The sequence below is a fragment of the Acidobacterium sp. S8 genome (assembly GCF_009765985.1).
Lineage (GTDB): Bacteria > Acidobacteriota > Terriglobia > Terriglobales > Acidobacteriaceae > Alloacidobacterium.
Map to the genome: position 1 here is coordinate 404761 of NZ_LMUM01000034.1, position 20096 is coordinate 424856.

General features: G+C 56.3%; 17 protein-coding genes. 5 read left to right on the top strand and 12 right to left on the bottom strand.

Features of this window, described 5'->3' with window-relative positions:
* Positions 1-52: 52 nt before the first annotated feature.
* Together bamD and rpe are read right to left on the bottom strand one after the other, a co-directional pair.
* The gene (gene bamD / locus GSQ86_RS16945) at positions 53-1678 is read right to left on the bottom strand and encodes an outer membrane protein assembly factor BamD (protein ID WP_158751105.1); all 1626 of its coding nucleotides are present in this window, start codon (positions 1676-1678) and stop codon (positions 53-55) included.
* A gap of 49 nt (positions 1679-1727) precedes the next feature.
* Positions 1728-2414 (bottom strand): ribulose-phosphate 3-epimerase, encoded by a 687-nt coding sequence (rpe, locus tag GSQ86_RS16950; RefSeq protein WP_158751106.1) that lies wholly within the window; start codon positions 2412-2414, stop codon positions 1728-1730.
* A gap of 205 nt (positions 2415-2619) precedes the next feature.
* On the opposite strand from rpe, the gene GSQ86_RS16955 reads away from it, so the two are divergent.
* The gene (locus tag GSQ86_RS16955; RefSeq protein ID WP_158751107.1) at positions 2620-3735 is read left to right on the top strand and encodes a DUF2235 domain-containing protein; all 1116 of its coding nucleotides are present in this window, start codon (positions 2620-2622) and stop codon (positions 3733-3735) included.
* A 65-nt stretch (positions 3736-3800) separates the two neighbouring features.
* Here GSQ86_RS16955 and GSQ86_RS16960 read toward each other — a convergent pair whose 3' ends face one another.
* Both GSQ86_RS16960 and GSQ86_RS16965 read right to left on the bottom strand, forming a co-directional pair.
* A complete protein-coding gene (locus GSQ86_RS16960; RefSeq protein ID WP_158751108.1) occupies positions 3801-4388 on the bottom strand; it encodes a cupin domain-containing protein in 588 nt (195 codons plus the stop codon).
* Between the two features lie 171 nt (positions 4389-4559).
* Entirely contained in the window at positions 4560-7007 is a 2448-nt protein-coding gene (locus GSQ86_RS16965) for a GH116 family glycosyl hydrolase (protein WP_158751109.1), read from the bottom strand.
* A gap of 127 nt (positions 7008-7134) precedes the next feature.
* Here GSQ86_RS16965 and lptE point away from each other — a divergent pair, with 127 nt between their 5' ends.
* Entirely contained in the window at positions 7135-7659 is a 525-nt protein-coding gene (lptE, locus tag GSQ86_RS16970; RefSeq protein WP_158751110.1) for an LptE family protein, read from the top strand.
* 102 nt (positions 7660-7761) lie between these two features.
* Entirely contained in the window at positions 7762-8895 is a 1134-nt protein-coding gene (holA, locus tag GSQ86_RS16975) for a DNA polymerase III subunit delta (RefSeq protein WP_158751111.1), read from the top strand.
* A 139-nt stretch (positions 8896-9034) separates the two neighbouring features.
* Here the strand turns inward: holA and GSQ86_RS16980 are convergent, their stop codons facing one another.
* Complete coding sequence (locus tag GSQ86_RS16980; protein ID WP_158751112.1) at positions 9035-10072, bottom strand: G1 family glutamic endopeptidase; 1038 nt, start codon at positions 10070-10072, stop codon at positions 9035-9037.
* A gap of 379 nt (positions 10073-10451) precedes the next feature.
* Here GSQ86_RS16980 and GSQ86_RS16985 point away from each other — a divergent pair, with 379 nt between their 5' ends.
* The gene (locus tag GSQ86_RS16985) at positions 10452-11039 is read left to right on the top strand and encodes a hypothetical protein (protein ID WP_158751113.1); all 588 of its coding nucleotides are present in this window, start codon (positions 10452-10454) and stop codon (positions 11037-11039) included.
* Between the two features lie 12 nt (positions 11040-11051).
* Here GSQ86_RS16985 and aqpZ read toward each other — a convergent pair whose 3' ends face one another.
* The 3 genes from aqpZ to GSQ86_RS17000 all read right to left on the bottom strand — a co-directional run bounded on the left by aqpZ (position 11052) and on the right by GSQ86_RS17000 (position 15164).
* Complete coding sequence (gene aqpZ / locus GSQ86_RS16990; protein ID WP_158751114.1) at positions 11052-11774, bottom strand: aquaporin Z; 723 nt, start codon at positions 11772-11774, stop codon at positions 11052-11054.
* A gap of 204 nt (positions 11775-11978) precedes the next feature.
* On the bottom strand, positions 11979-12926 hold the full coding sequence (locus tag GSQ86_RS16995; RefSeq protein WP_254062454.1) for a DMT family transporter: 948 nt from the start codon (positions 12924-12926) through the stop codon (positions 11979-11981).
* Between the two features lie 171 nt (positions 12927-13097).
* Entirely contained in the window at positions 13098-15164 is a 2067-nt protein-coding gene (locus GSQ86_RS17000; protein ID WP_158751115.1) for a M13 family metallopeptidase, read from the bottom strand.
* A 90-nt stretch (positions 15165-15254) separates the two neighbouring features.
* Here GSQ86_RS17000 and GSQ86_RS17005 point away from each other — a divergent pair, with 90 nt between their 5' ends.
* Positions 15255-16496 (top strand): hypothetical protein, encoded by a 1242-nt coding sequence (locus GSQ86_RS17005; protein WP_158751116.1) that lies wholly within the window; start codon positions 15255-15257, stop codon positions 16494-16496.
* Between the two features lie 3 nt (positions 16497-16499).
* On the opposite strand, the gene GSQ86_RS17010 is transcribed toward GSQ86_RS17005, so the two are convergent.
* The 4 genes from GSQ86_RS17010 to GSQ86_RS17025 all read right to left on the bottom strand — a co-directional run bounded on the left by GSQ86_RS17010 (position 16500) and on the right by GSQ86_RS17025 (position 20093).
* Positions 16500-17564, bottom strand: a complete 1065-nt coding sequence (locus tag GSQ86_RS17010) for an aldo/keto reductase (RefSeq protein WP_158751117.1) — start codon at positions 17562-17564, stop codon at positions 16500-16502.
* A 2-nt stretch (positions 17565-17566) separates the two neighbouring features.
* On the bottom strand, positions 17567-18553 hold the full coding sequence (locus tag GSQ86_RS17015; protein ID WP_158751118.1) for an aldo/keto reductase: 987 nt from the start codon (positions 18551-18553) through the stop codon (positions 17567-17569).
* A 99-nt stretch (positions 18554-18652) separates the two neighbouring features.
* Complete coding sequence (locus tag GSQ86_RS17020; protein WP_158751119.1) at positions 18653-19477, bottom strand: LytTR family DNA-binding domain-containing protein; 825 nt, start codon at positions 19475-19477, stop codon at positions 18653-18655.
* A 70-nt stretch (positions 19478-19547) separates the two neighbouring features.
* Positions 19548-20093, bottom strand: a complete 546-nt coding sequence (locus GSQ86_RS17025) for a zinc ribbon domain-containing protein (RefSeq protein WP_158751120.1) — start codon at positions 20091-20093, stop codon at positions 19548-19550.
* Positions 20094-20096: the final 3 nt, after the last annotated feature.

Genomic DNA, 20096 nt, shown 5'->3' on the forward strand with positions numbered 1-20096 from the left:
GTAGAAAGGCCGCCCGAAGAGGCGGCCTTTGCTGGTTTCATCTGCGTTCGTTTTAGAACGGATTCAGCTTGTCCAGACCCTTCTTCTTTTTCTTGGTGGAAGATTCCTTGCTCTTGTCGACCGGAACATTTGGATTCTTCTTACCGTTCGTCGTGCCCGTCTGAACCTGTGCTGGCGCGCTTCCGGCCTTGACGTCATTGACCTGGTCGGCAGCTTCGGCCGGCTTATCGACCGGCGGCAGGGCCGTATTGGTGTTTGCCGGAGGTCCAACCGGTTGCAGGCCATATTCAGCACCTGGATTGGCTGGTGCAGCGGGCGCAGCCTCATTCCCAGGCGCAGCCTCATTGCCGGTCGGCGCAGCAGGAACCGCCTCACTTCCCGTAACTCCGCCCGAATTGGCGCCAGGGTTCACAATCTCCACGCTGGTGGAGTTGCCGCCGCTGTTCCCCGAGGGAATGGCTTCCATCTCGACCGCATTGCCCGTGTTCGAACCTGCAGCGTATGCGCCAGCACTGGCTCCTGTCCCTACTGCCGCGGCGGAAGCCGTCGTTGCTCCACCGCCATAGCTCGGACCTGCAGGCAGTGGCTGGCTTTTCAAAGCAGCGTTGAACATGGCTACTGTGCTATTGCGCACGTCTGGAGCGGTCGTTTGGGGGGTATCTGTGAGCGCAGGCTCGCCTACGCGCGCCGCGCGTACGGTGGATGGGCCAGGCTTAACCAGCAGCATGGCACGATCCTTCAGCTTTACTGAGGTCCGGCTGCCTTCTTCTGCCTCGCTTTCGGCAAGCTGCTCCTGGGTCGGTTCCGGCACCGGACGACCCATGGCAATCAGGCGATCCTTCGCGTCTTCCACATGCGGAGCCATTGCGTATCGCGTCACGACGCGGTCATAGGCATCGGCGGCGCGATCATTGTAGGCCTTCACCAGCTCGACCTTCGCCTTCGGAGGCAGGTTCAGCCTTTCGGCGGTCTGCGCCTGGGTAACGTATGCGTCACCCAGCGTAATCAGCGTCTGATCGCTGTGGCTGAAGAGCGGATAGCTGTCGGCTACAGTCTGCAGGCGGGCAATCGTTGCGGGCCAGTTCTCGTGCGAGGCATAAAACTGCCCTACCTCGAATTGACGCTGTGCCAGAACCTCCTGCACATCACGCAGCCGCTGCTTGGCACGCGGCACCAGCGGAGAATCGGGGAACTGCTGCAGCATCTGCCGGTATTCCTGCTCGGCATGCATCACATTCTGAGCGTCGCGGTCCGGCTTGGCCATCTGTTGGTAATAGATGTCGCCGACCTTCATCTGCGCTTCGGCTGCTTCCGGCGTGTTGGGGAAGAAGGTGATGAAGTCCTTATATTCCTGCTCCGCCTGCGTCAGCGCAGCCGATCCGCCTTCCTTGTACCAGGTGTCGCCCACGGCGAGCTTGGCGCGCATCGCGTATTCGGTATCCGGATAGGTGTTGAGCAGCGTCTGCAGGTCCAGACGGGCCACGTCATACTTGCCCTTCTTCATGGCCTTCATGGCCTTGTCGAAGAGCTCTTTATCCGGCTGCTTAGAGTTCACGTTGGCTAGCGGATTGGCGCTCAGGTCCGTCTGCTTCTTCTTTTTCTTACTCGCGGCGTTGGCGCAGGGCACCATGGCCAGACAGAGGCAAACAGCCGAGACTTGGGTAACAAAACGATTCATAACACCTCAAAAACCTTTGCGGCTCAAAAGGACAGCCGCGACCTGATTCCTATGCTACTCCCCAGCTTTCCAGTTCGGCAGCTTTCTGGGCAGCAGCGAGCAGTTTGCGGGCATTCTGTTCGGCATGGCCGCCATCGAACACGGCACTTCCGGCCACCAGCAGCTCGCCTCCATTTTCGACGACTGCCGCGATGGTATCGTGAGCCACGCCGCCATCTACTTCAATCCTATAGCTCAGCCCCAGTTCCTGGCGAAGTTCTTTGAGCTGCCGCATCTTGGTCAGCGAGTAGGGAATAAATTTTTGTCCCCCGAAACCGGGATTCACGCTCATCACCAGCACATGGTGCACCATGCCGAGAATCGGCCGCAGCAGCGAAACTTCGGTCGCCGGATTGATCACCACCCCCGGCTGCATTCCGTGCTGAGCAATCAGCTCCAGGGTCCGGTGCAGATGCCGGCAGGCTTCGTAATGCACGCTTACCCAGTCAGCCCCTGCATCCGCGAAGGCGGGAATAAAATTGTCCGGATTTTCGATCATCAGGTGGCAATCGAGCGGCAACTTAGTCACCTTGCGCAGCGACTTTACCACCGGCGGTCCCAGGGTGATATTGGGCACAAAATGCCCATCCATCACATCCACGTGGATGGCCGTGCCGCCGCCCCGCTCCGCAGCAGCAACTTCATCTGCGAGGTGCGCAAAATCCGAAGAAAGTATGGATGGAAGCAGCTCGACCATGACACCGTCAGTGTATCAAGTTCAGCGTATGCACGGCCTTGACCGTCTTCGTATTTCATAGAAATCACGCACTTCGCCGGAGAATGATTCCGTCGCCATCTCCGCTCCTCCGGCGCTAAAAAATCTGTAACGGCATTCAGCCGCCATCCACTACAATTACGCTCTCCTCCACCATGATGAAATCCACGTGTTTGCGGAGAAGTCCATGAGCAAGAACATCGTCCTCTGCTGCGACGGCACCGGCAACGACTTTCACGACCCCAGCACAAACTCAAACGTCGTCAAGCTCTACGGAACGCTGAAAATTAATCAGGAGCAGTTCGGCTATTACCATCCCGGCGTCGGAACCATGGGGTCGCCAAAGGCTCGCGGCTGGTTTGAACAGCAGGCATCGCGCATCTGGGGACTCGCCACCGGCGCCGGTCTTCTCGACAATGTGGGCGACGCCTATCGTTACCTGATGAACACCTACGCGGATGGCGACCGGATTTACATTTTCGGATTCAGCCGTGGAGCCTACACTGCCCGGGCCATTGCCAGTGTGCTGCATGTTTTTGGGCTTTGTTGCGCGGGGAACGAAGGGCTGATTCCTTACATTCTTCGCATGTATGCGCAGCGCAGCCGCCAGGAGAAGCGCAAAAAGGCTACTTTCGATTCAGAAAACGCCTTTAAGCAAACTTTTTCTCATAAAAACGAAGTTAATGTGCATTTTTGCGGAGTATGGGACACGGTCAGCTCGTATGGCTGGGTCTATTCGCCCATCAACCTGCCCTATGCCGGCCGCAATCCTATTATTCTTACCGGACGCCACGCCATCTCCATTCATGAGCGGCGCTGCTACTACCACGACAACCTATGGGGGCACCCATTTCCCGGACAAGACCTGCGCCAGGTTTGGTTTTCCGGCGTCCACTCTGATATCGGCGGCAGCTATTTCGAATCTGAAAGTGGCCTGTCGAAGATCTCTCTCGAATGGATGCTGGTCGAGGCAGAAAAGGCCGGTCTGCTGATTGATAGTGAGAAGGTGCAGCGAATCCTCGGACGAGATAACGCTCCCGGCGAGATGCCATATGCCGCACCGGACGCGAATGCTGATCTCCACACCTCGCTGCAGGGGGCCTGGTGGATACCGGAATTCCTGCCAGAGCGGAATCCTCACACGAAAGGCAGCACGTGGCGCTGGCCTCTGGGCCACTACCGGATCATTCCGGAGAACTCCGTCATTCACGAAAGCGTATTTCAGGGCAAATGGAAGCCGGAGAGCCCGCCCCCGCACTCGATCGAACCGTGGGTGCCATATCCGCATCCGGCTACCCAATAAACCATGCCGGGTGCCCCATCCTTTCGCGTAATTGGCGAAAGGGTGGGAGAGCAGTAACGGTCAATCTACGCATGCCGCCAAAGCTGTAGCAGAGCCCCAGCCCCACCATCCACAGGGTCAGACTTGGGAAAGGGAAGCATTTTCATGCGCAGCGACGCCTCTTCGGAAGGCGCGCTCCGGCATATATCCCAGTTCTGCTGCGGCGGATACGCCCCTACGACCAGAAAATCCGGGCTCGCGGAGAGCTTACAGTGGCCCGTTCCCGCCGGAAGCACCGCAACGTCTCCAGCTCGAACGGTGATTTCATGGCCGTTCTCGCCGCCAAGCATCAGGTGCGCCTCGCCTCCGGCAAAACCCAGCACTTCATGCGCCGTCGAATGGTAGTGGTGAAAATCGTAGACCCCATTACGCCATTGCGGCGGCCAGCCATTGCGTAGAAATGCAGCCTCGAAACGAGCTGCAGGATCGGCCCCTTCGGTTGAAATCACGCGGCGATAAAGCAGAACAGGCAGGTGCTCGTTATTCGGCATCCACCCGTTGCGCGAGAGCTGCAGAGTCTCTGGCTTCGATGTGACGGCAAAGCCGGAACTGGCCGACGACAAGCCGAGTCCGGCAAGCAGCGTGTTGAATCTGCGTCGGTCCAGATTGGTCATAACAATTGGATGCTCTGTCTATTGCGGGGGGAACACTGTTCGCCAGTCGCTCTTCATATCCACCACCAGCCAGTGCTTCGCAGTCGCCTCGTCGAGAGGCGTAGTGAGCTGCCTGACGGATGAATTCCGGTCATACGCAGCTTTGCGGGCAACATACCTGAGCCGAAACGGTTACTTCTTTTTCAACTCTGAAGCATACTCCATCGACCAGATCGCCCCTGGGCGCATATACATGCTGGCGCGGTACATGCCGTCCTCGTCATAAGCTTCAGGCGTACGGAAAAAGTATCCGCGGTCGCGCCAGACCACGTTGTAGACACCCTGCGCCGTTTTATAAGCCTCATCGCGGAGCCCTTCGGCCAGCATTTCGGATGCAACGCTGAAGGTCGTTCCTGTCCAGACCTCTGTCACCTGCGGATTCTGCGTGAGGTGCTCCCCCTTCGGCCCGGTACCGTTTACTGCACCCATCTGTCCATTTCCGAAGAGCATGACGTTGTTGTTGTACACAGTCCTCAAGGCGGAGAGCCGCATCTTCTTGGGAACCAGATCGCCAAGGTTAGTCAGGTTGGCATACCACTGGCCTGCGAGCTGCTCCGCCATAATGTCATTGTGGTATTCGCTGAGTGTGTCGTAGTTGAAGTAGGTCCCATTCCACAGCTTCTTCACATAAGCCGCTTGCGCCTGTTTAAAAAGCACATCGTATTCGGTTGCAGCAGCGGAATCTCCAACCTTAAGCGCAATTTCTGTCGTCGCACGCAAGGCAGCCAGATATAGTCCACCGCTGTAGGTGCTTTCACCCGTGGCAATCCAGTCGTCATATGTCTGATCGGGGAAGCCGCCGTTCTCGATTAGTCCATCGCCATCGGTGTCATAGTGGCTCAGATGCTCCATCGCCGCTTTCACCGAGTTCCATGCGTAGTGAAGAAATGTAACGTCGCTACTGCCGCTGAAAAGATAGTCCCGCCATACCATCAGCACATATTTACTATTCAGGTCGCGCCAGTTCGATACGTCCTGGTAGTTGTACTGGTTTACATTCACGAAAGGGTCTTCCTGCGGTGCGCCAAGATCGTGCGGCACCGCTCCCGGAGTCTTGCGCTCCATCGTTACGAATTGACCGTCATGCTGCGATTTCCACGCCCATAGGTATCTTTGCGGATTGCTCTCCTGTACGGTATCGGTGTACTGGCGCATCACTTGCTTTTCAATGTCGGGCCAGAAGCGTATCAGCGGAAACGACCCATAAAAGCGAACGTCCGAGGTGCCGTAGTACGGATAATCGAAGCACTCAAGGAAGCTGAACGTATCTTCATCCCGAGAGGAGAAATGATTCGGATTTCCGATCCCATCTAGTTCGTGCGCCCAGACAGTCCCGCCATCGGCGATGGCGTATAGCTCATTGAAAAGCTCACCCCGATACCACAGCGGCTTCGACTCGTCTGAGATGTAAGGCTTCTGCCAGAGGTCGATTTCATTGCTCCAGCCCTTGTCACGCTCAAGCGCAACTTTGGCAATCTGCCAGGCGTTTGTGCCCTCCCCTCCGAAGAATCTCGTATAGCGGCGCAGCCACTTTCGGCCGCCCCCGAACTGAATCAGCGGAAGGTCCCAGGAAAGAACCATCGGCACCACTCGTTTTTCATGCGGAGCAAGAGTGAAGCGCACAGCAATGGCCCCGGCAATCTGCTCTCCACTGCTGGCCATATCCGAACTTGAGTTCGGCAGGCGGCCGTCGGCTGCGAACGCCTTCCAGACATCAGCCGCCGGCCCCTGCGGATAGAAGGTGGTCATGTGGGTGATCTCGGTTCCTTTTCCCCCATGGACTGCAATCGCAAACTGCCCGTCCCACTCCTCGCGCGCTGCGCCCGTACGGATCCGGTCAAAAATAATACCGTCCATTGAGCCGCCGTCGACCTCCTCCGAGACGTAACGATTTCTATCCTGATTGCTCAGTGCCGAGCCGAAACCCGGCGACGTATCCCGGAACCAGCCGATCATGTTGGTCCAGGAAAACAGCAGCGAGACGACTACCGGAGTATCCGTCGGATTTTCCGCATACCAGTTGTAAAGCGCAACCGGATAGCTCGATTCCCGATAGTTATTTGGGAGAACCGGAGAAAACTGCTCGACCGTCAGTTTGACGCCAAGCTGATGCGCGTCATACGCAAACCATGATTTCGGATACAGCGCCGCATAAAGGCCGGTATCTGCATCCCCCGTCCCTGGCTGATACGACCAGTCCCACGCCGACAACTCGCCGTGCAGAGGCTTGCCGGTCGAGAGAACCACCGACTTCGACGTCCCTTCCTGCGGCTGCACAAACACGGCAAATTGGTTCGCCGGCACGTCTTCGTACTTATGAACTCCAGCCTTCAGGTGCCAGCGCTCGAAGTTGCCCCGGTAGCTGCGCGAGAAAGTACCCGCGCCCAGTCCACCCACGGGGGCTCCCTGCCAAAAGCCGTCGTCGATATTGGTGGGAAGGGAAGGCTTCCGTCCACCCGGGTTCGGCGGTGGTTGTCCGATGCCGATACGCCAGGCAGCCTTGGGAATCTGGTCATCCGCAAACAGGGGCAGGCAGCTGAAAAGAAGCAAAATTGCACAGGTAAAACGGTTCAGTGCCACCTTTCAGGCCCCTCCGACCGCAGCCATCATACAATGCAAGTCGTTGATTTGCTAAAGAAAAGTCAATAATTGACGGAAAACGGTATACCGCTCTTGAAACCCAACCGGGATGAGAAAATATCAAAGAATGTTTCGCCTGCCCCTTGCTGTATCTTTTGTTTTCGCCATCGTTCTCACCGGCTGCGGCTACCACTCCGTTAACTCAGCCGTGCACCTGCCGAAAACTGTTCACACGCTCGCGGTCCCGACCTTCGTCAACCATACGCAGTCCTATCACACGGAAGTCTCCTTCACGAACGCCGTCATCCGCGAGTTCACCAGCCGCACGCCGTACAAGGTTCTCGCCACTGATAAGCCGGACTCGGGCGATGCCGTCCTCGAAGGCGCCATCAATTCCTTCCAGATCATTCCGCTGACCTACAACATTCAGACCGGTCAATCGTCGAGCTATCTCATCACCATCGGCGCTAGCGTCAAGGTACTCGACCGCGACCATCGCGTGTTGTACGAAAACAAGACATATCTCTTCCGCCAGCAGTATCAGACCACCCAGGATCTCGTCAGCTTTATCCAGGAAGACCCGGCTGCCGTTCAGCGCCTTTCTCGTGACTTTGCCCAGGCCCTCGTCTCCGATATTCTGGAGTCCTTCTAATGCACGAGAATGATCTTTCCCGAATCGTCATCCTGAGCGGAGCGTGCAAAGCACGCGAAGTCGAAGGACCTGCGGTTTGTTCTTTCCAGGAGCGGCACTGACATGGGAGCAGGCTTCGCATCCACTGACCGCTTTCTCGCAGAACTTCGCAGTAACCACCTGCGTCCCGGCTATGTCCTCATCGGCGACGAGATCTTTCTCTACGAGCGCTGCCGCCGCGCGCTGCTCGAAGCCTACGTTCCTGCCGATCTCCGCGACTTCTGCCTCTCCGACATCGACCTTGCTGAGACCAGCATCTTCGAGGCACTCGACCGCGCGCAGACGCCATCACTGATGTCTCCATTTCAGGTTCTCTTCATCCGCAATCTGAAACAGCTCTATACTCGCGGCGCCAAGAAGGATGAATTCGCCGCTATCGACGGCTACTTCCGCTCGCCAAATCCTCAAGCCGTACTTATCTTTGTCGCCGACCATCTTCGCATCCCATCCGACCCTCGCCGCATGGACATGACCGACAAGGACCGCTACGACCGCATCCGCGAAACTCTCGGCGATCATTGCGGCATCGTGGAGCTGGCACGCGTCGATGAGTCGGATGCGCTGCGCTGGCTGCTTGCCGAAGCTGAGAAGCAGCAGATCAAGCTCGAACAGGATGCAGCCAGGGAATTAGTAGACGCCCTCGGCGCGGACATGATGCTTATCGCCAGCGAATTCGAGAAGCTCTCGCTCTATGCCGGAATAAAAAAACTCATCACCCTCGGCGATGTCGAGACGATGGTGCTCGCCGCCAAGCAGCGCTCACTCTACGAACTTACCGACGCCATCTCGTCCAAGGACAAGCAGCGCGCTCTCATTTTGTTAGACGGTCTGCTCAATGCCTCGGACGGAGGTGAAGACGCAGCCATTGGACACCTCTACATGCTGGCGCGCACTTTCCGCCAGATGCTCGTCATTCTCGAAAAAAATGTGCGTGACTCCCGCGCTATCTGGCAGGCGCTATGGCAGGGCTTCCGCATGCCGCCTTTTGCCGCAGAAGACTTAATCCGCCAGGCGCGTCGCTACAAATCAAAGCGCGAACTTACCCGCGCTCTGCGCCTCATTGCCCGAGCAGATTTAGAATTGCGCTCGCAGCCACCCGACAAAAAGCTCGTGCTCGAAAGGCTGGTGATGGACCTGGCGAGCGAACCGAAATCCACATTGGCAGAGCTCGTTTCCCATCAAATACAACTTATATGAGCAGGTTCCTGGGTGCCCCATCCTTTCACGTACTTTGCGAAAGGATGGGATAAATAAATGCTTCCACGCGGATGACAGAAACAAAGAAGGCGATGCGCAAAGCGCATCGCCTTCTTTGCCCACACGATAAGAAGTTAACTTATCGCGACGAGCCTTCGTTCTGCACCCAGATCGCATTGCCGCCGAGTAGTGTCGGATACGAAATAGGATTGCCGCTGTTATCCAGCATGGTCACAGGGAACGAACCCGCGCTGCCCGGATCGACTGCGCTGTAACCGAAGTTATACGCGTATGCATCCGAGAAGTAGTCTGAGATGTAGTTGCTCAGGGTTGCCAGTGAGCCGTTGACCCCCGGCCGCTCGACCACCCACTCCGCGCTGTTGCCCACAAGCTGTGTTCCCGCGGGTGCGTTGAAGTTGATGATCACGTACTGGTTCGTGTTGTAGTTGACGAGATAAGCATGGCCAGCGGTTGAGCTCGTGTTCCACACTTCTACAAAGAGATCGTCGCCGGGTACGATTGGCAGGCTCGTGATCCGTGTCCAGCCGTTCGGGTACCACTCATACCATGCCGAGTAGTAAGCCGATTTCGTCGACCCGCTGCAATAGGCATCGGCTTCATTGCCCGCCTGCAGCACATCGCCCGATCCCCAACCATCGATGCCGACCCACGTCACCGAATAATCCCACGCGCCAGTGCATGCACCGTAAGCCTGTGTCGCAACCGGCACAACATAATCGGCAATGATGTAGTAGAAAGACGAGCTTCCATACTTCGTAACGCCATTCGTGTTCACATATCCGCTCCAGTTGTAGGAGGTGGATGCGCTGCCGCTGCTCGGAGCCGCGCCAGCCTTCATCTTGGCTGGGCCGGCGAAGTTATTCGTCATCTCCAATTTTGGAGTCATGCGAATTTTGGAGGCAGCCATCGCCTTCTGCCATCGGGCAAAAGCCTTGGGTGCTTCAACTTCATTCGGACGCGGCGGGAAGCCGTAGTATTCCAGGTCCTGGTCCGACGCGTTCAAGGGATTAAATCCCTTCGGCGGAGCTGCGATTGTGGTTGCTCCCGCAATGTTCGTCGGGAGTTCGTTCGGTTTCAGCTGCTGTTGCTGTGCTGTGCCTGTAAGAGGCGCAGCAAGCAGCAGGGCGGAAACGAGAGACAACATACGCTGTTTCATGTTTCTGCTTCTTCCTTCAATTCAATTGTGAGGATTTGGCCTAAGGGCCCAAGAGGTGCTAACAGCAAGTAGTGAAGGAAGACGAACGTTCGTTACGCGCGAAGGGAAATATTTGTGGTCCACAGTCAGGTTCAATATTCGCAGTGACAGGGCCCGGAAGCATTTGCCTGCGAGCCCTGCTGGATTAGCAGTAGCATGGGTGCCCCATCCTTTCGCGCTTTTTTGCGAAAGGGTGGGATAGCAAAATGCAATCCAGGCGCTATCGTACGCATCCAGCCAAGCAACCGCTGCACCAGGGCGCCCACCGTTTCACCGATGACCACAAACGTTAAATCGCAATATCTCCTCGCGTCAGTCCCAGGCGCTATAGAGTACGTGCATGCGAACTCTGCTCGCCGTTGTCTTTTTGCTCTCCGCTCTTTCCGCATCGGCACAAACCGCGTTTCCCGTCGGTCCCAACGGTTTCACCTTCTCCGGCGAATGGGATTGCAAAGGTCAGTTCATCAATGGCAAGCCGCATCATTCGCACTACTCTGCTGAACCGGTGCTGGGTGGCGCATGGTTGCAGCTTTCCGAAAGAGACATCGACCCGCCCGGGTATCTCAGCGAATATCTCATCCGCTTCGATCCGGCGCAGAAGCTCTACATCAATGAAGATCTGAACAACTTCGGCTATGCGCGCTATGCCAGCCCAGGATGGCAGGACAACAAGTTCATCTTCACCAGCATCGAGACGCATTATGCGCGGCCACTGCCCGAGAATCGATTCGTCTATACCGTGACTGGCGCAAAGTCTTTTGATGTCTCCTGGGAGTCACGCAGAGACAAGAGCAGCGACTTCAAATCATCGGACATGATCCACTGTGAACAATCGGCAGCAACAGAACCGACAGTCCCGATCCAGAACAATTCCAAATCAGACGCGAAGGAGCGGTATTCGTCGCCGAACGCCGCTCCTCAGGGCTGAATCTGGTCTTCGTTAAAAGCTCTTATCCGGGTCCTTGAACAGGAACAGATAAACCGCGCCTCCCACTGCACCGCCAAGAATTGGAGCAAGCCAGAAGAGCCAGAGCTGCTGCAGCGGCCACCAGAAACCGGCGAAGATTGCCGGTCCCGTTGAGCGCGCCGGATTGACCGAAGTATTCGTCACCGGAATGCTGATGAGATGGATGAGCGTCAACGCCAAACCAATCGCGATAGGCGCGAAACCCGCCGGAACGCCACGCTTGTCCGTCGCCCCCATGATCACCCACAGGAAGAAGAAGGTGAGAACAAACTCCGCCACAAAGCAGGCCAGAAGCGAATAGCCGCCCGGTGAATGTGTTCCATACCCATTTGAGGCAAAGCTGCTGGAAGCAGCGTTGAAGGTTGGATTGCCTGTCACGATAATGTACAGAACGCCTGCCGCCGCGATGGCGCCAAGAACCTGTGCCACTACGTATGCGGGAAGGTCTTTTATCGGGAACCGCTTTCCCACCACCAACCCAACGGAGATCGCCGGATTCAAATGGCATCCGGAGATGTGGCCGATGGCAAAGGCCATCGTCAAAACGGTCAAGCCAAAGGCGAAAGATACGCCCACGAAGCCGATGCCCAATGCGGGAAAGGCCGCCGAAATCAATGCTGCGCCACAACCACCAAAAACCAGCCAGAAAGTGCCCAAAAACTCCGCAATTGAGCGGCGAACGAGTGTTGGTGTCACAACGCTTCCTCCTTGCAATACGCCAGAACCGGCGCGGTATGGGACCGCCCAAACGCTACCACGGAATCACTAATGGCGGCTAAAGGATTTTTTTGCTGTCGAGAGGACGCGCAAATCTAAATTGTCTGTATCTAGTTGAAATGAATGATCTAAAGCAGTTTTTTTAAACACAGTGGAATTAAGCAAGATACGGGCGAGAATAGCTTATTCGACGATTACTTCTTCCACGCCTTGGCCGCCGCTGGTCAGCGTGATAGCTGCCGCCACGATCAGTCCGCCGCCCACCCAGGCTAGCGGGCCAAGCTTCTCACCCAGCAACTTCACTCCAAGAATCGAACCCAGCGCAGGCTCAATGTTCAAAAAGACTCCGGCACGCGAAGCCGGAACACGGTGAATCCCGGTATTCCATAGCAGGATGGCGGCAGCATTACACAGCATACCGCTGGCTGCCAGTGCCAGCCACGCCTTCGTACTCACTCCATGCACCGGCGGCAGACCATTCCGTAAAACAACCCAAACCGCAATCATGGCAGTTCCGATTAGCAGTCCATAAGCGGTAACCGCCATGGGTGAGTGACGCTGCATAAGCCGCTTGTTCAGCAAAATCCAGGCGAGGGCGATGATAAGCGACATAACGATCAATAAATCGCCCGTCAGAGTCGGATCCTGTCCGGAACCGCTGTGATGAGTTCCTCCGAGCACGATGAGCGAAACCCCGGTCGTCGACCCGGCCAGTGCCAGCCATCCCTTCCAGTCCAGCCGCTCGTGGGCAAAAATTGAAGCCCCGAGGGCAAGGATCACCGGCATGGTGCCGACCATCAGCGCCGCATGGCTAACAGTAGTCAGGGACAGCCCTTGAAACTGAATAAGATACTGCACCGGAAACCCGAAAAACGAAGCGGTCAGTAACAGCAGCCAGTCATGGCGAGAGAAAGTGGGACGTCGCAGCACAAATAACAGCGGAGGACAGGCAAACAGGAACCGATAAAGCACCATATGCCCCACCGACATCTCAGCCAAGGCAATCTTGCCCCAGAAAAAGCCGGTGCCCCACAAGCACCCAGCAAGCGCACAAGCTCCGTAGCCGAGCAAAGCCCGGCTGGAGTCTTTCGCTGGAGTGATTGCGGTGGAAGTCATATCTAACTTTGTCATAAGCACAAAATTCCCGCTCTTCGATTCCTGCGAACGAAGAGATTCCGATCCCGAAAGGAGAAATCAGCAGGTTAGAAATAAGCCGAGATGGAACGACGTAGAAACGGCGAATCTTAAGGAGAAGAAAAGCCCGGCACGAGGCCGGGCTTCTGCGTCTACCCTGGTGGAAAATCACCAGATGGCGCAACGATTGGGGGGAGCCATGGGCTGGCCAGTCTTGCAGGCGAAAGCCTTCTGAAACTCCGGCAGATTGACCACAACACCGTTCACGCGGAATTCCTCCGGTGAGTGTGGATCGACCTGCACCCGCAACCGAAGGTCTTCCGGACGGTTGTTCTGGCACCAACCCTGCCCGTAGGCGACGAAGAACTGCTGCTGAGGAGTCAGGTTGCCATAACCGGCATCGCCCTTCTTCGTCACGTCGACACCCGCCTTTTGCGCGCGGTCGAGATACGCGAGGAAGGCGAGCTTTAACCCGCCGAGATCGGCGATGTTTTCGCCCAGCGTCAGCTTGCCGTTGACGTGAAGATCATCGACAGCCACGAAGCCGTCGTATTCTTTTACGACGCAGTCAGCGCGCTCGGTGAACTTCTTTTCGTCTTCCGGCGTCCACCATTCCTTGAGGTTGCCGCTCCCGTCGAACTGGCGTCCTTCATCATCGAAGCCATGCGTCAGCTCGTGGCCGATGACACCGCCCGCATCCCCGTAGTTCACAGCATCATCCTGCCGCGGATCAAAATAAGGCGGCTGCAGGATACCGGCGGGAAAGTTAATGTCGTTCATCTGCGGATTGTAATAGGCGTTCACGGTAGGCGGAGTCATGCCCCATTCGCCGCGATCGACCGGCTTGCCGATCTTGTTGATTTGCCGCTTCTCTTCAAAGGTTGCCGCTCGCTGCGCGTTGCCAAAAGCATCGCCGCGTTCAACGGTAAGGGTTGAATAATCGCGCCATTTATCGGGGTAACCAATCTTATTGGCGACATCATGCAGCTTTTCTTTCGCGCGCGTCTTGGTCTCCGGACTCATCCACGCCAGCTGGTCGATATCGCTGCCCATGGCGGCTTCAATATCGTGCGTGAGCTCCAATGTGCGCTGCTTATCCTTTGGGCTGAAGCGCTGCTCCACGTAGACCTGGCCGAGAGCCTCACCCAGGGCGCGGTCTGTCGCGCGCGCGCAGCGTTTCCAGCGCGGCTGCTGCTCCGGCTGGCCTTCGAGGATTTTGCCGTAGAAGTTGAACGACTCCACATCCAGCGCCTGCGGAAGTGTAGTGCTGGGAGTCTCGCGAATCGCTGCCCAGCGGAGATAGGTTTTCAAATCGTCGATATCCGTTGAAGCCAGCACCTGGTTTAATCCAGTGAAGAAACCGGGAACAACCACGTTCAGCGAACTCACATCCGGTGCGTTCCGTGCGCGCAGATAGGTCGTGAAAGCAAAGCCCGGCGCGCTGCTGTCGAAGCTGGCAAGCGTCATCTTGTGATACAAGGCCTTCGGATCGCGTCGATCAACATTGCTAAGAGAGTGACTGGCAAGTTCCGTTTCAATCTTTAATACCGTGTCGGCATCTTTCGCCGCCTGCTCCTTTGTTTCACCCAGCAGTACGAAAGTGTTCGCAACGTGCTCTTTATACTGCTGGCGCAGCTTCACCGATTTTTCGTCCGTACGGTCGTAGTAACCTTTTTCCGGAAGTCCGAGGCCGGCCTGGTCAAACTCCGCTATCTGCTGCGTGGCGTCCTTGAAGTCCTGGTCTGAGCTGAACTCGAAAAAAGTGCCGATACCGATGCTGTCCATCCACGCCGTAATCTCCGGTAATTCGCTCTTGGACTTGAGCGCGGCGATACGTTCCAGCACTGGCTGAAGGGGCTTCATGCCTGCCTGGTTGATCGCAGCCGTGTCTACGCAGGTAGCGTAATAATCGCCAATTTTCTGCTCATTCGGAGTGCGCCCGGATCCTGCGGCCGCAGCCTTTTCAAGAATTGATTTCAGCACGAGCTGGTTTTGGTCGTCCAACTCGGTTCCGCGCCCATAGGAGGATTCATCCGCCGGGATTGGGTTTTGTTTCGCCCAACCGCCGCAGGCGTATTGATAGAAATTGACGCACGGGTCAGCGCTGGCGTCCATCAGGGATGGGTCAAGCGCTTTCAGGTTTTTGTGCGAATCTGTAGTGTTCTGCGCATAAGTGTAGAGCGGGAACGACCCCGCCAGAAGCAGGCAGGCAACGGCTATTCTCGAGAAAGTCATACGGCCTCAATCAGTAAGACAATTTTGCGTTATCACAAACATACGCGATGAAAGAGTCACTGGTTTCATTTTTGTAGGAGAATGGTGAGCATGACCCGAAGGAGCCGAGTGAGCGTGCCAATCCGGATGCTGCTTGCCTGCTCCGCGGCCTGCGTCCTCACTTTGCCTGCCTTTTCAGGCGAAAAAAAGCCGTCGCAACCCCAGCCGAAAGCCGACTTCAGCATCCCCGTCGGTCCGTTGGGATATGCCGCGCCAAGCTCCTTTTACCTCACCTCCAGGCTCTCCTGCATATCGCTCGATTTCATTGATAAAGACCACCTGCTTTTTACCTTTCGCGTGGCCGGATTGATGAAACGGATGCCGGATGAACCGCCAAATGATGAGGATCAGACCATTCGCGCCGTGGTGTTGGAACTGCCGGAGGGGAAGGTGACGGCGAAGACAGAATGGCGCATGCATGACCGCTGGCGCTATTTGTGGCGACTTGCCGATGGCAAGTTTCTCGTGCGTCAGCGCAACGCATTATTTGTGACCGACAAATCGCTGGAATTGCAGCCGTTTATCCATACCGACGAGCCTCTCGAAAATGTTCAGATATCGCCAGATCGCAAACTGATCGTGATGGAGACGGAAAGGAAAGGTGAGAATCCGCAAACCGTAGCCAGTCTGGCTGGTCCTCCGGCTGACCCCCCGCCCAGCGATAAGCCGGTACAGATTTACATTTTGCAAACGGATACGCGTCGTGTCGTGGCGCGCGCCGAGACTCTGAATCCTGTCGAAATACCTATGATGGCGGACGGACATCTCATGTCGATTCCGGCCAACCAGAACAGGTGGCTGGTACGTTTTGCGCCATTCAAAGGCGAAGAAAGAACGCTTACCGAAGTCGAATCAAATTGCCATCCCACAGAAGAGACGGTAAGCAAGGACGTGGCCCTGGTGATGACGTGCCCGCGTTCCGGCAACGATCATGTGGTGCACGCGGTAAACCTCGAAGGGAAAACGCTTTGGCAGCAGCAGTGGGAGAGCCGCTACATCTGGCCGACATTCCAGCTTGCGCAGGACGGAAGCCGCTTCGCCTTCAGTTCTCTTGAAGTCTCGCATTCCATCGGGACCATGGATCCGGTAGATGAGACCAGCATACGAAGCCAGACCGTAGGGGTCTTTGATATTGGCACCGGACACCTGAAGCTGGTCAGGAATGCGACGCCGGTTCTCAGCGCGGGGCAAAATTATGCGCTTTCGCCCGATGGCTCCCAGTTTGCCATTTTGCGAGAAGGAGCCATCGAAATTTACAAACTTCCACCGGCCCCCGTAGTCGAGGGTCAGTAATCATCAAGCGGGCAGCTTCGTAACGTCCGGATACTCGTGCTGCTCGCGGCCAATCTTTCCGTCATACATTGTGGTTGACTTGAATCGCTCATAGCGGCCATCTGCCGCCCACCACGAAACCCTCTTCTCAAGTGCAGCCTTCTCCTGGTCTGACATCGGCTTGAATTGGGAAGCGATGGCGAGATTCTGTTCCAGTACTTCGAGAGAATCAATGCCGCTGATGGTCGTCGACACCGGAAGGCTCATGGCATAGCGCAAACCCTCTTCCGGAGTGATACCGCCATGTGTCACCATTTCGCCGCTGCCGCCCAGACTCTTCATCCCTAAAACTGCCAAACCGCGCCGATTCGCCTCAGGCAGAACGCGCTGCTGAAAACTGCGGAAGCTCACATCAAAGGGATTTAATGGCATCTGGATGGTGTCGAAAGGGAAGTCGTGCGAGAGCATCTTCAGGTGAATAGACGGGTCTTTATGCCCAGTAAAGCCGACCCACTTCACTTTGCCGTCCTTCTTTGCCTGCTCCAGAGCTTCAATCGCGCCGTCCGGACGGAAAATGTTATCGGGATCGTTGTAATACACGACCTCGTGAATCTGCCATACATCCAGATGGTCCGTCTTCAGCCGTCGCAGCGATTGCTCCAGTTGCTGCATGGCTACGCTCTTGTCACGGCCATGCGTGCAGACCTTCGTCATAAGAATGACTTTGTCGCGTTTCCCTCGAAGAGCCTCGCCCAGCCGCTCTTCGGCAATACCCTCGTGATACTCCCACGCGTTATCGAAAAAATTCACGCCCGCATCGATGGCACGGGCGACAATCTCGCTCGCTTCGTTCTGATCTTTCGCCGATCCAAGATGAAAGCCACCGAGACCCATGATGGAAACGCTGGCCCCGGTCTTGCCGAAGGGCCGATGTGGAACCGAGTACGTGCTGCCGTTCGATTGCATGTGTGGTGACTCCTGTCCTGCCGCTTCCGCGTGCGCCTGACCGGCAGTAAAAGAGCCGGCTCCTGCAATTGCGGCCGATTTCAAAAATGTGCGCCGTGATACTGAATCGTTTACCTGTGACATGATCAGCTCGCCTGAACCTGCGGAAATGGTTTGCCGGTATTGTCCGTTTCCCTGAGCATCTCCTTGACTTCAATCGATGCCTCATCCAGTGGAAAATCGTGAGCCAGGCGTGCCTCCGGGTTATCGTATTTCAGCGACATCTTGTAGAGTTCAAATCGTCCATCCGCGGCCATCTTCCGGCAGCGATCGCGCAATTCCTGCATTTTTTCCGGCGAAAATGGCGTGAAATCCTGCGCAATTTTCAAGTTTTGTTCGAGGATTTCCAGCTTTTCCATGCCCGTAATGGTCGTCGTGACCGGCAGGCTCATGGCGTAGCCCAGCGCCTCCTGCGGCGAGAGCATTCCTTTCTGAATCGATTCACCATGCCCGACAATCGGTTTCATCCCCAGCGCTGCAATCCCGCGCTTGTTCAGCTCAGGCAGAACTTCCTGCTCGAAGCTGAGAAATGTCGAATCAAATGGATTCAGCGGCATCTGCACCGAATCCCATTCAAATCCGCAGTTCAGCATTTTGAGATGAACTTCGGGCCGCTTGTGACCGGTAAATCCTACGAAGCGAACTTTTCCTTCCTTGCGTGCTTTCTCCAGTGCCTCAGCTGCCCCATTCGGCCGGATGAACAAATCGGGATCATTCTCGAAGGCCACGCCGTGCACCTGCCAAAGATCAAGATGGTCAGTCTGCAGCCGGTTCAGGGATTGTTCCAGCATCTGCGTGGCCAGCATCGCTTCGCGGCCGTGCGTGCAGACCTTCGTCATCAGGAAAACCTTGTCGCGCTTCCCCTTCAGCGCGCGACCCATCCAGTCTTCTGACTTGCCGCGGTGGTATTCCCAGCAATTGTCAAAGAAGGTGATGCCGCCATCGATGGCGCGATGGGCTACCTCGATGGCTGCCTTCAAATCCTGAGCCTGCCCAAGATGGTGACCGCCCAGACCTAGCGCCGAAACAGTAACGTCCTTATGCCTTCCAAATGGACGCATGGGAATCTGCATGCCGTGCTCCTCATCGTTCATGGAATGAGATGCAGCATGGAAGCTATGCATCCGGCTGAAACCCGGTGTCGCTAAAGGACGTTTTTGGAAGATGAAAAATTACAGCTTGAATAGTTCACGCAAACGTCGCGTTTGCGCCCGGCTCACAGGAATCTCGGTCTGCTTCTTGTCGTCCATGCGCAACTGGTAGCTGCTCTTGAACCATGGCACGACTTCTTTGATGTGGTTGATGTTGACCACAAAGGAGCGATGCGCCCGCCAGAAGATCAACGGATCGAGCAGCTCAAGCAGCTCCTCAAGTGTGCGGCATTTCGATTGGCCTTCAATCGTGGGCGTTACGACAGTGATCACGCCTTCGTCGATGGAAGCGAAACAGATATCCTTCTGGTCTACCAGCAGGAGACGGCTCTGCGCCTGCAGCACGATCTTGCCGCTGTGGCGCTGCGGCTGTTGCTGCTGCTCAATGAGCTTGAGTAGCGCGCCGATGCGAATATCGCCGGTAAGATCGGCGTGTTTATCCGTGCCTGTGCCCTCAGCATGCGAGTGAAGCTCCTGCAGCCGCTGCCGGGCGCGTTCCAGCGCCTGCAGAACCCGGTCGCGATCGAACGGCTTTAACAGGTAGTCGATCGCGTTGACATCGAAAGCCTTCACCGCATATTGATCGAAAGCTGTGGCGAAAATAATCTGCGGAAGATGCTCATTGCTATGTTCGAGCAGCTTCTTGAGGACGGCAAAGCCATCCAGTCCCGGCATCTGTACGTCGAGAAAGACAACATCCGGCTGGTGCGTACGAATCAGATCGACGGCTTCAATGCCGTTCGTTCCCTGGGCAAGCACTTCGACGTCGCCGGTCGTATCCAGCAGATACTTCAGCTCTTCACGCGCCAGCTCTTCGTCATCGATGATGAGTGCAGTCATCGCCATAGTCGCAAGCACTCAGTATAGGAAGCGGTGGAAAGGGCGGTCAAACGCGAGAGGTGCGAATGGGAGGCTTTCAGCTCTGAAAGGCGTGCAGGCGTGCCGGACGGTTATCCGAGACAAGATCATGTCCGCAATGCACGCAATAAAGATCCGTGATGCGCACGCTGCGGTAGCACTTCCCGCAGGACGCTGAAACCTGATAGGCGCATTGCGGGCAGAAGTGATATTCGCTCTCTACGCGAGTTCCGCAGGCCGGGCAGAGAGAAATGACTGGCTGCCGCAGCAGAAAATAAAGCACAGCGCCAATACCTCCCGGCATCACCAGGCAGATCACCATCCAGATACGTGCACTCATGCCGCGGCGTGGCGAGTCGTTACTGACATAGCCCACCATCAACATGTAAAGCGACGCCAACGCACCCCAGGAGAGCGCAAAGTAAATCCGCAGGCCCATCGGTGCAGGCGGATGGTGGCGGCCCTGAGGAAACACCACCCAGAACAGGTATTGCATGACGACAAAGATCAGTATCGCCGCCGCAACCGACCAGCGTGGAATCAGCTTGAGCTCGCTGGAGAAAGTTGTTTCCTGGTGTTCGCGAAGTGGGAACCTGGCTGCCATGGC

Coding starts and splice junctions, on each gene's coding strand:
- GSQ86_RS16985 (WP_158751113.1), top strand. CDS start 10,452: ATGCGAACTCTGCTCGCCGTTGTCTTTTTGCTCTCCGCTCTTTCCGCA.
- holA (WP_158751111.1), top strand. CDS start 7,762: ATGGGAGCAGGCTTCGCATCCACTGACCGCTTTCTCGCAGAACTTCGC.
- GSQ86_RS17010 (WP_158751117.1), bottom strand. CDS start 17,564: ATGTCACAGGTAAACGATTCAGTATCACGGCGCACATTTTTGAAATCG.
- GSQ86_RS17005 (WP_158751116.1), top strand. CDS start 15,255: ATGACCCGAAGGAGCCGAGTGAGCGTGCCAATCCGGATGCTGCTTGCC.
- GSQ86_RS16980 (WP_158751112.1), bottom strand. CDS start 10,072: ATGAAACAGCGTATGTTGTCTCTCGTTTCCGCCCTGCTGCTTGCTGCG.
- GSQ86_RS17000 (WP_158751115.1), bottom strand. CDS start 15,164: ATGACTTTCTCGAGAATAGCCGTTGCCTGCCTGCTTCTGGCGGGGTCG.
- GSQ86_RS16955 (WP_158751107.1), top strand. CDS start 2,620: ATGAGCAAGAACATCGTCCTCTGCTGCGACGGCACCGGCAACGACTTT.
- GSQ86_RS17020 (WP_158751119.1), bottom strand. CDS start 19,477: ATGGCGATGACTGCACTCATCATCGATGACGAAGAGCTGGCGCGTGAA.
- bamD (WP_158751105.1), bottom strand. CDS start 1,678: ATGAATCGTTTTGTTACCCAAGTCTCGGCTGTTTGCCTCTGTCTGGCC.
- lptE (WP_158751110.1), top strand. CDS start 7,135: ATGTTTCGCCTGCCCCTTGCTGTATCTTTTGTTTTCGCCATCGTTCTC.
- GSQ86_RS16995 (WP_254062454.1), bottom strand. CDS start 12,926: ATGACAAAGTTAGATATGACTTCCACCGCAATCACTCCAGCGAAAGAC.
- GSQ86_RS17015 (WP_158751118.1), bottom strand. CDS start 18,553: ATGCAGATTCCCATGCGTCCATTTGGAAGGCATAAGGACGTTACTGTT.
- rpe (WP_158751106.1), bottom strand. CDS start 2,414: ATGGTCGAGCTGCTTCCATCCATACTTTCTTCGGATTTTGCGCACCTC.
- GSQ86_RS17025 (WP_158751120.1), bottom strand. CDS start 20,093: ATGGCAGCCAGGTTCCCACTTCGCGAACACCAGGAAACAACTTTCTCC.
- GSQ86_RS16960 (WP_158751108.1), bottom strand. CDS start 4,388: ATGACCAATCTGGACCGACGCAGATTCAACACGCTGCTTGCCGGACTC.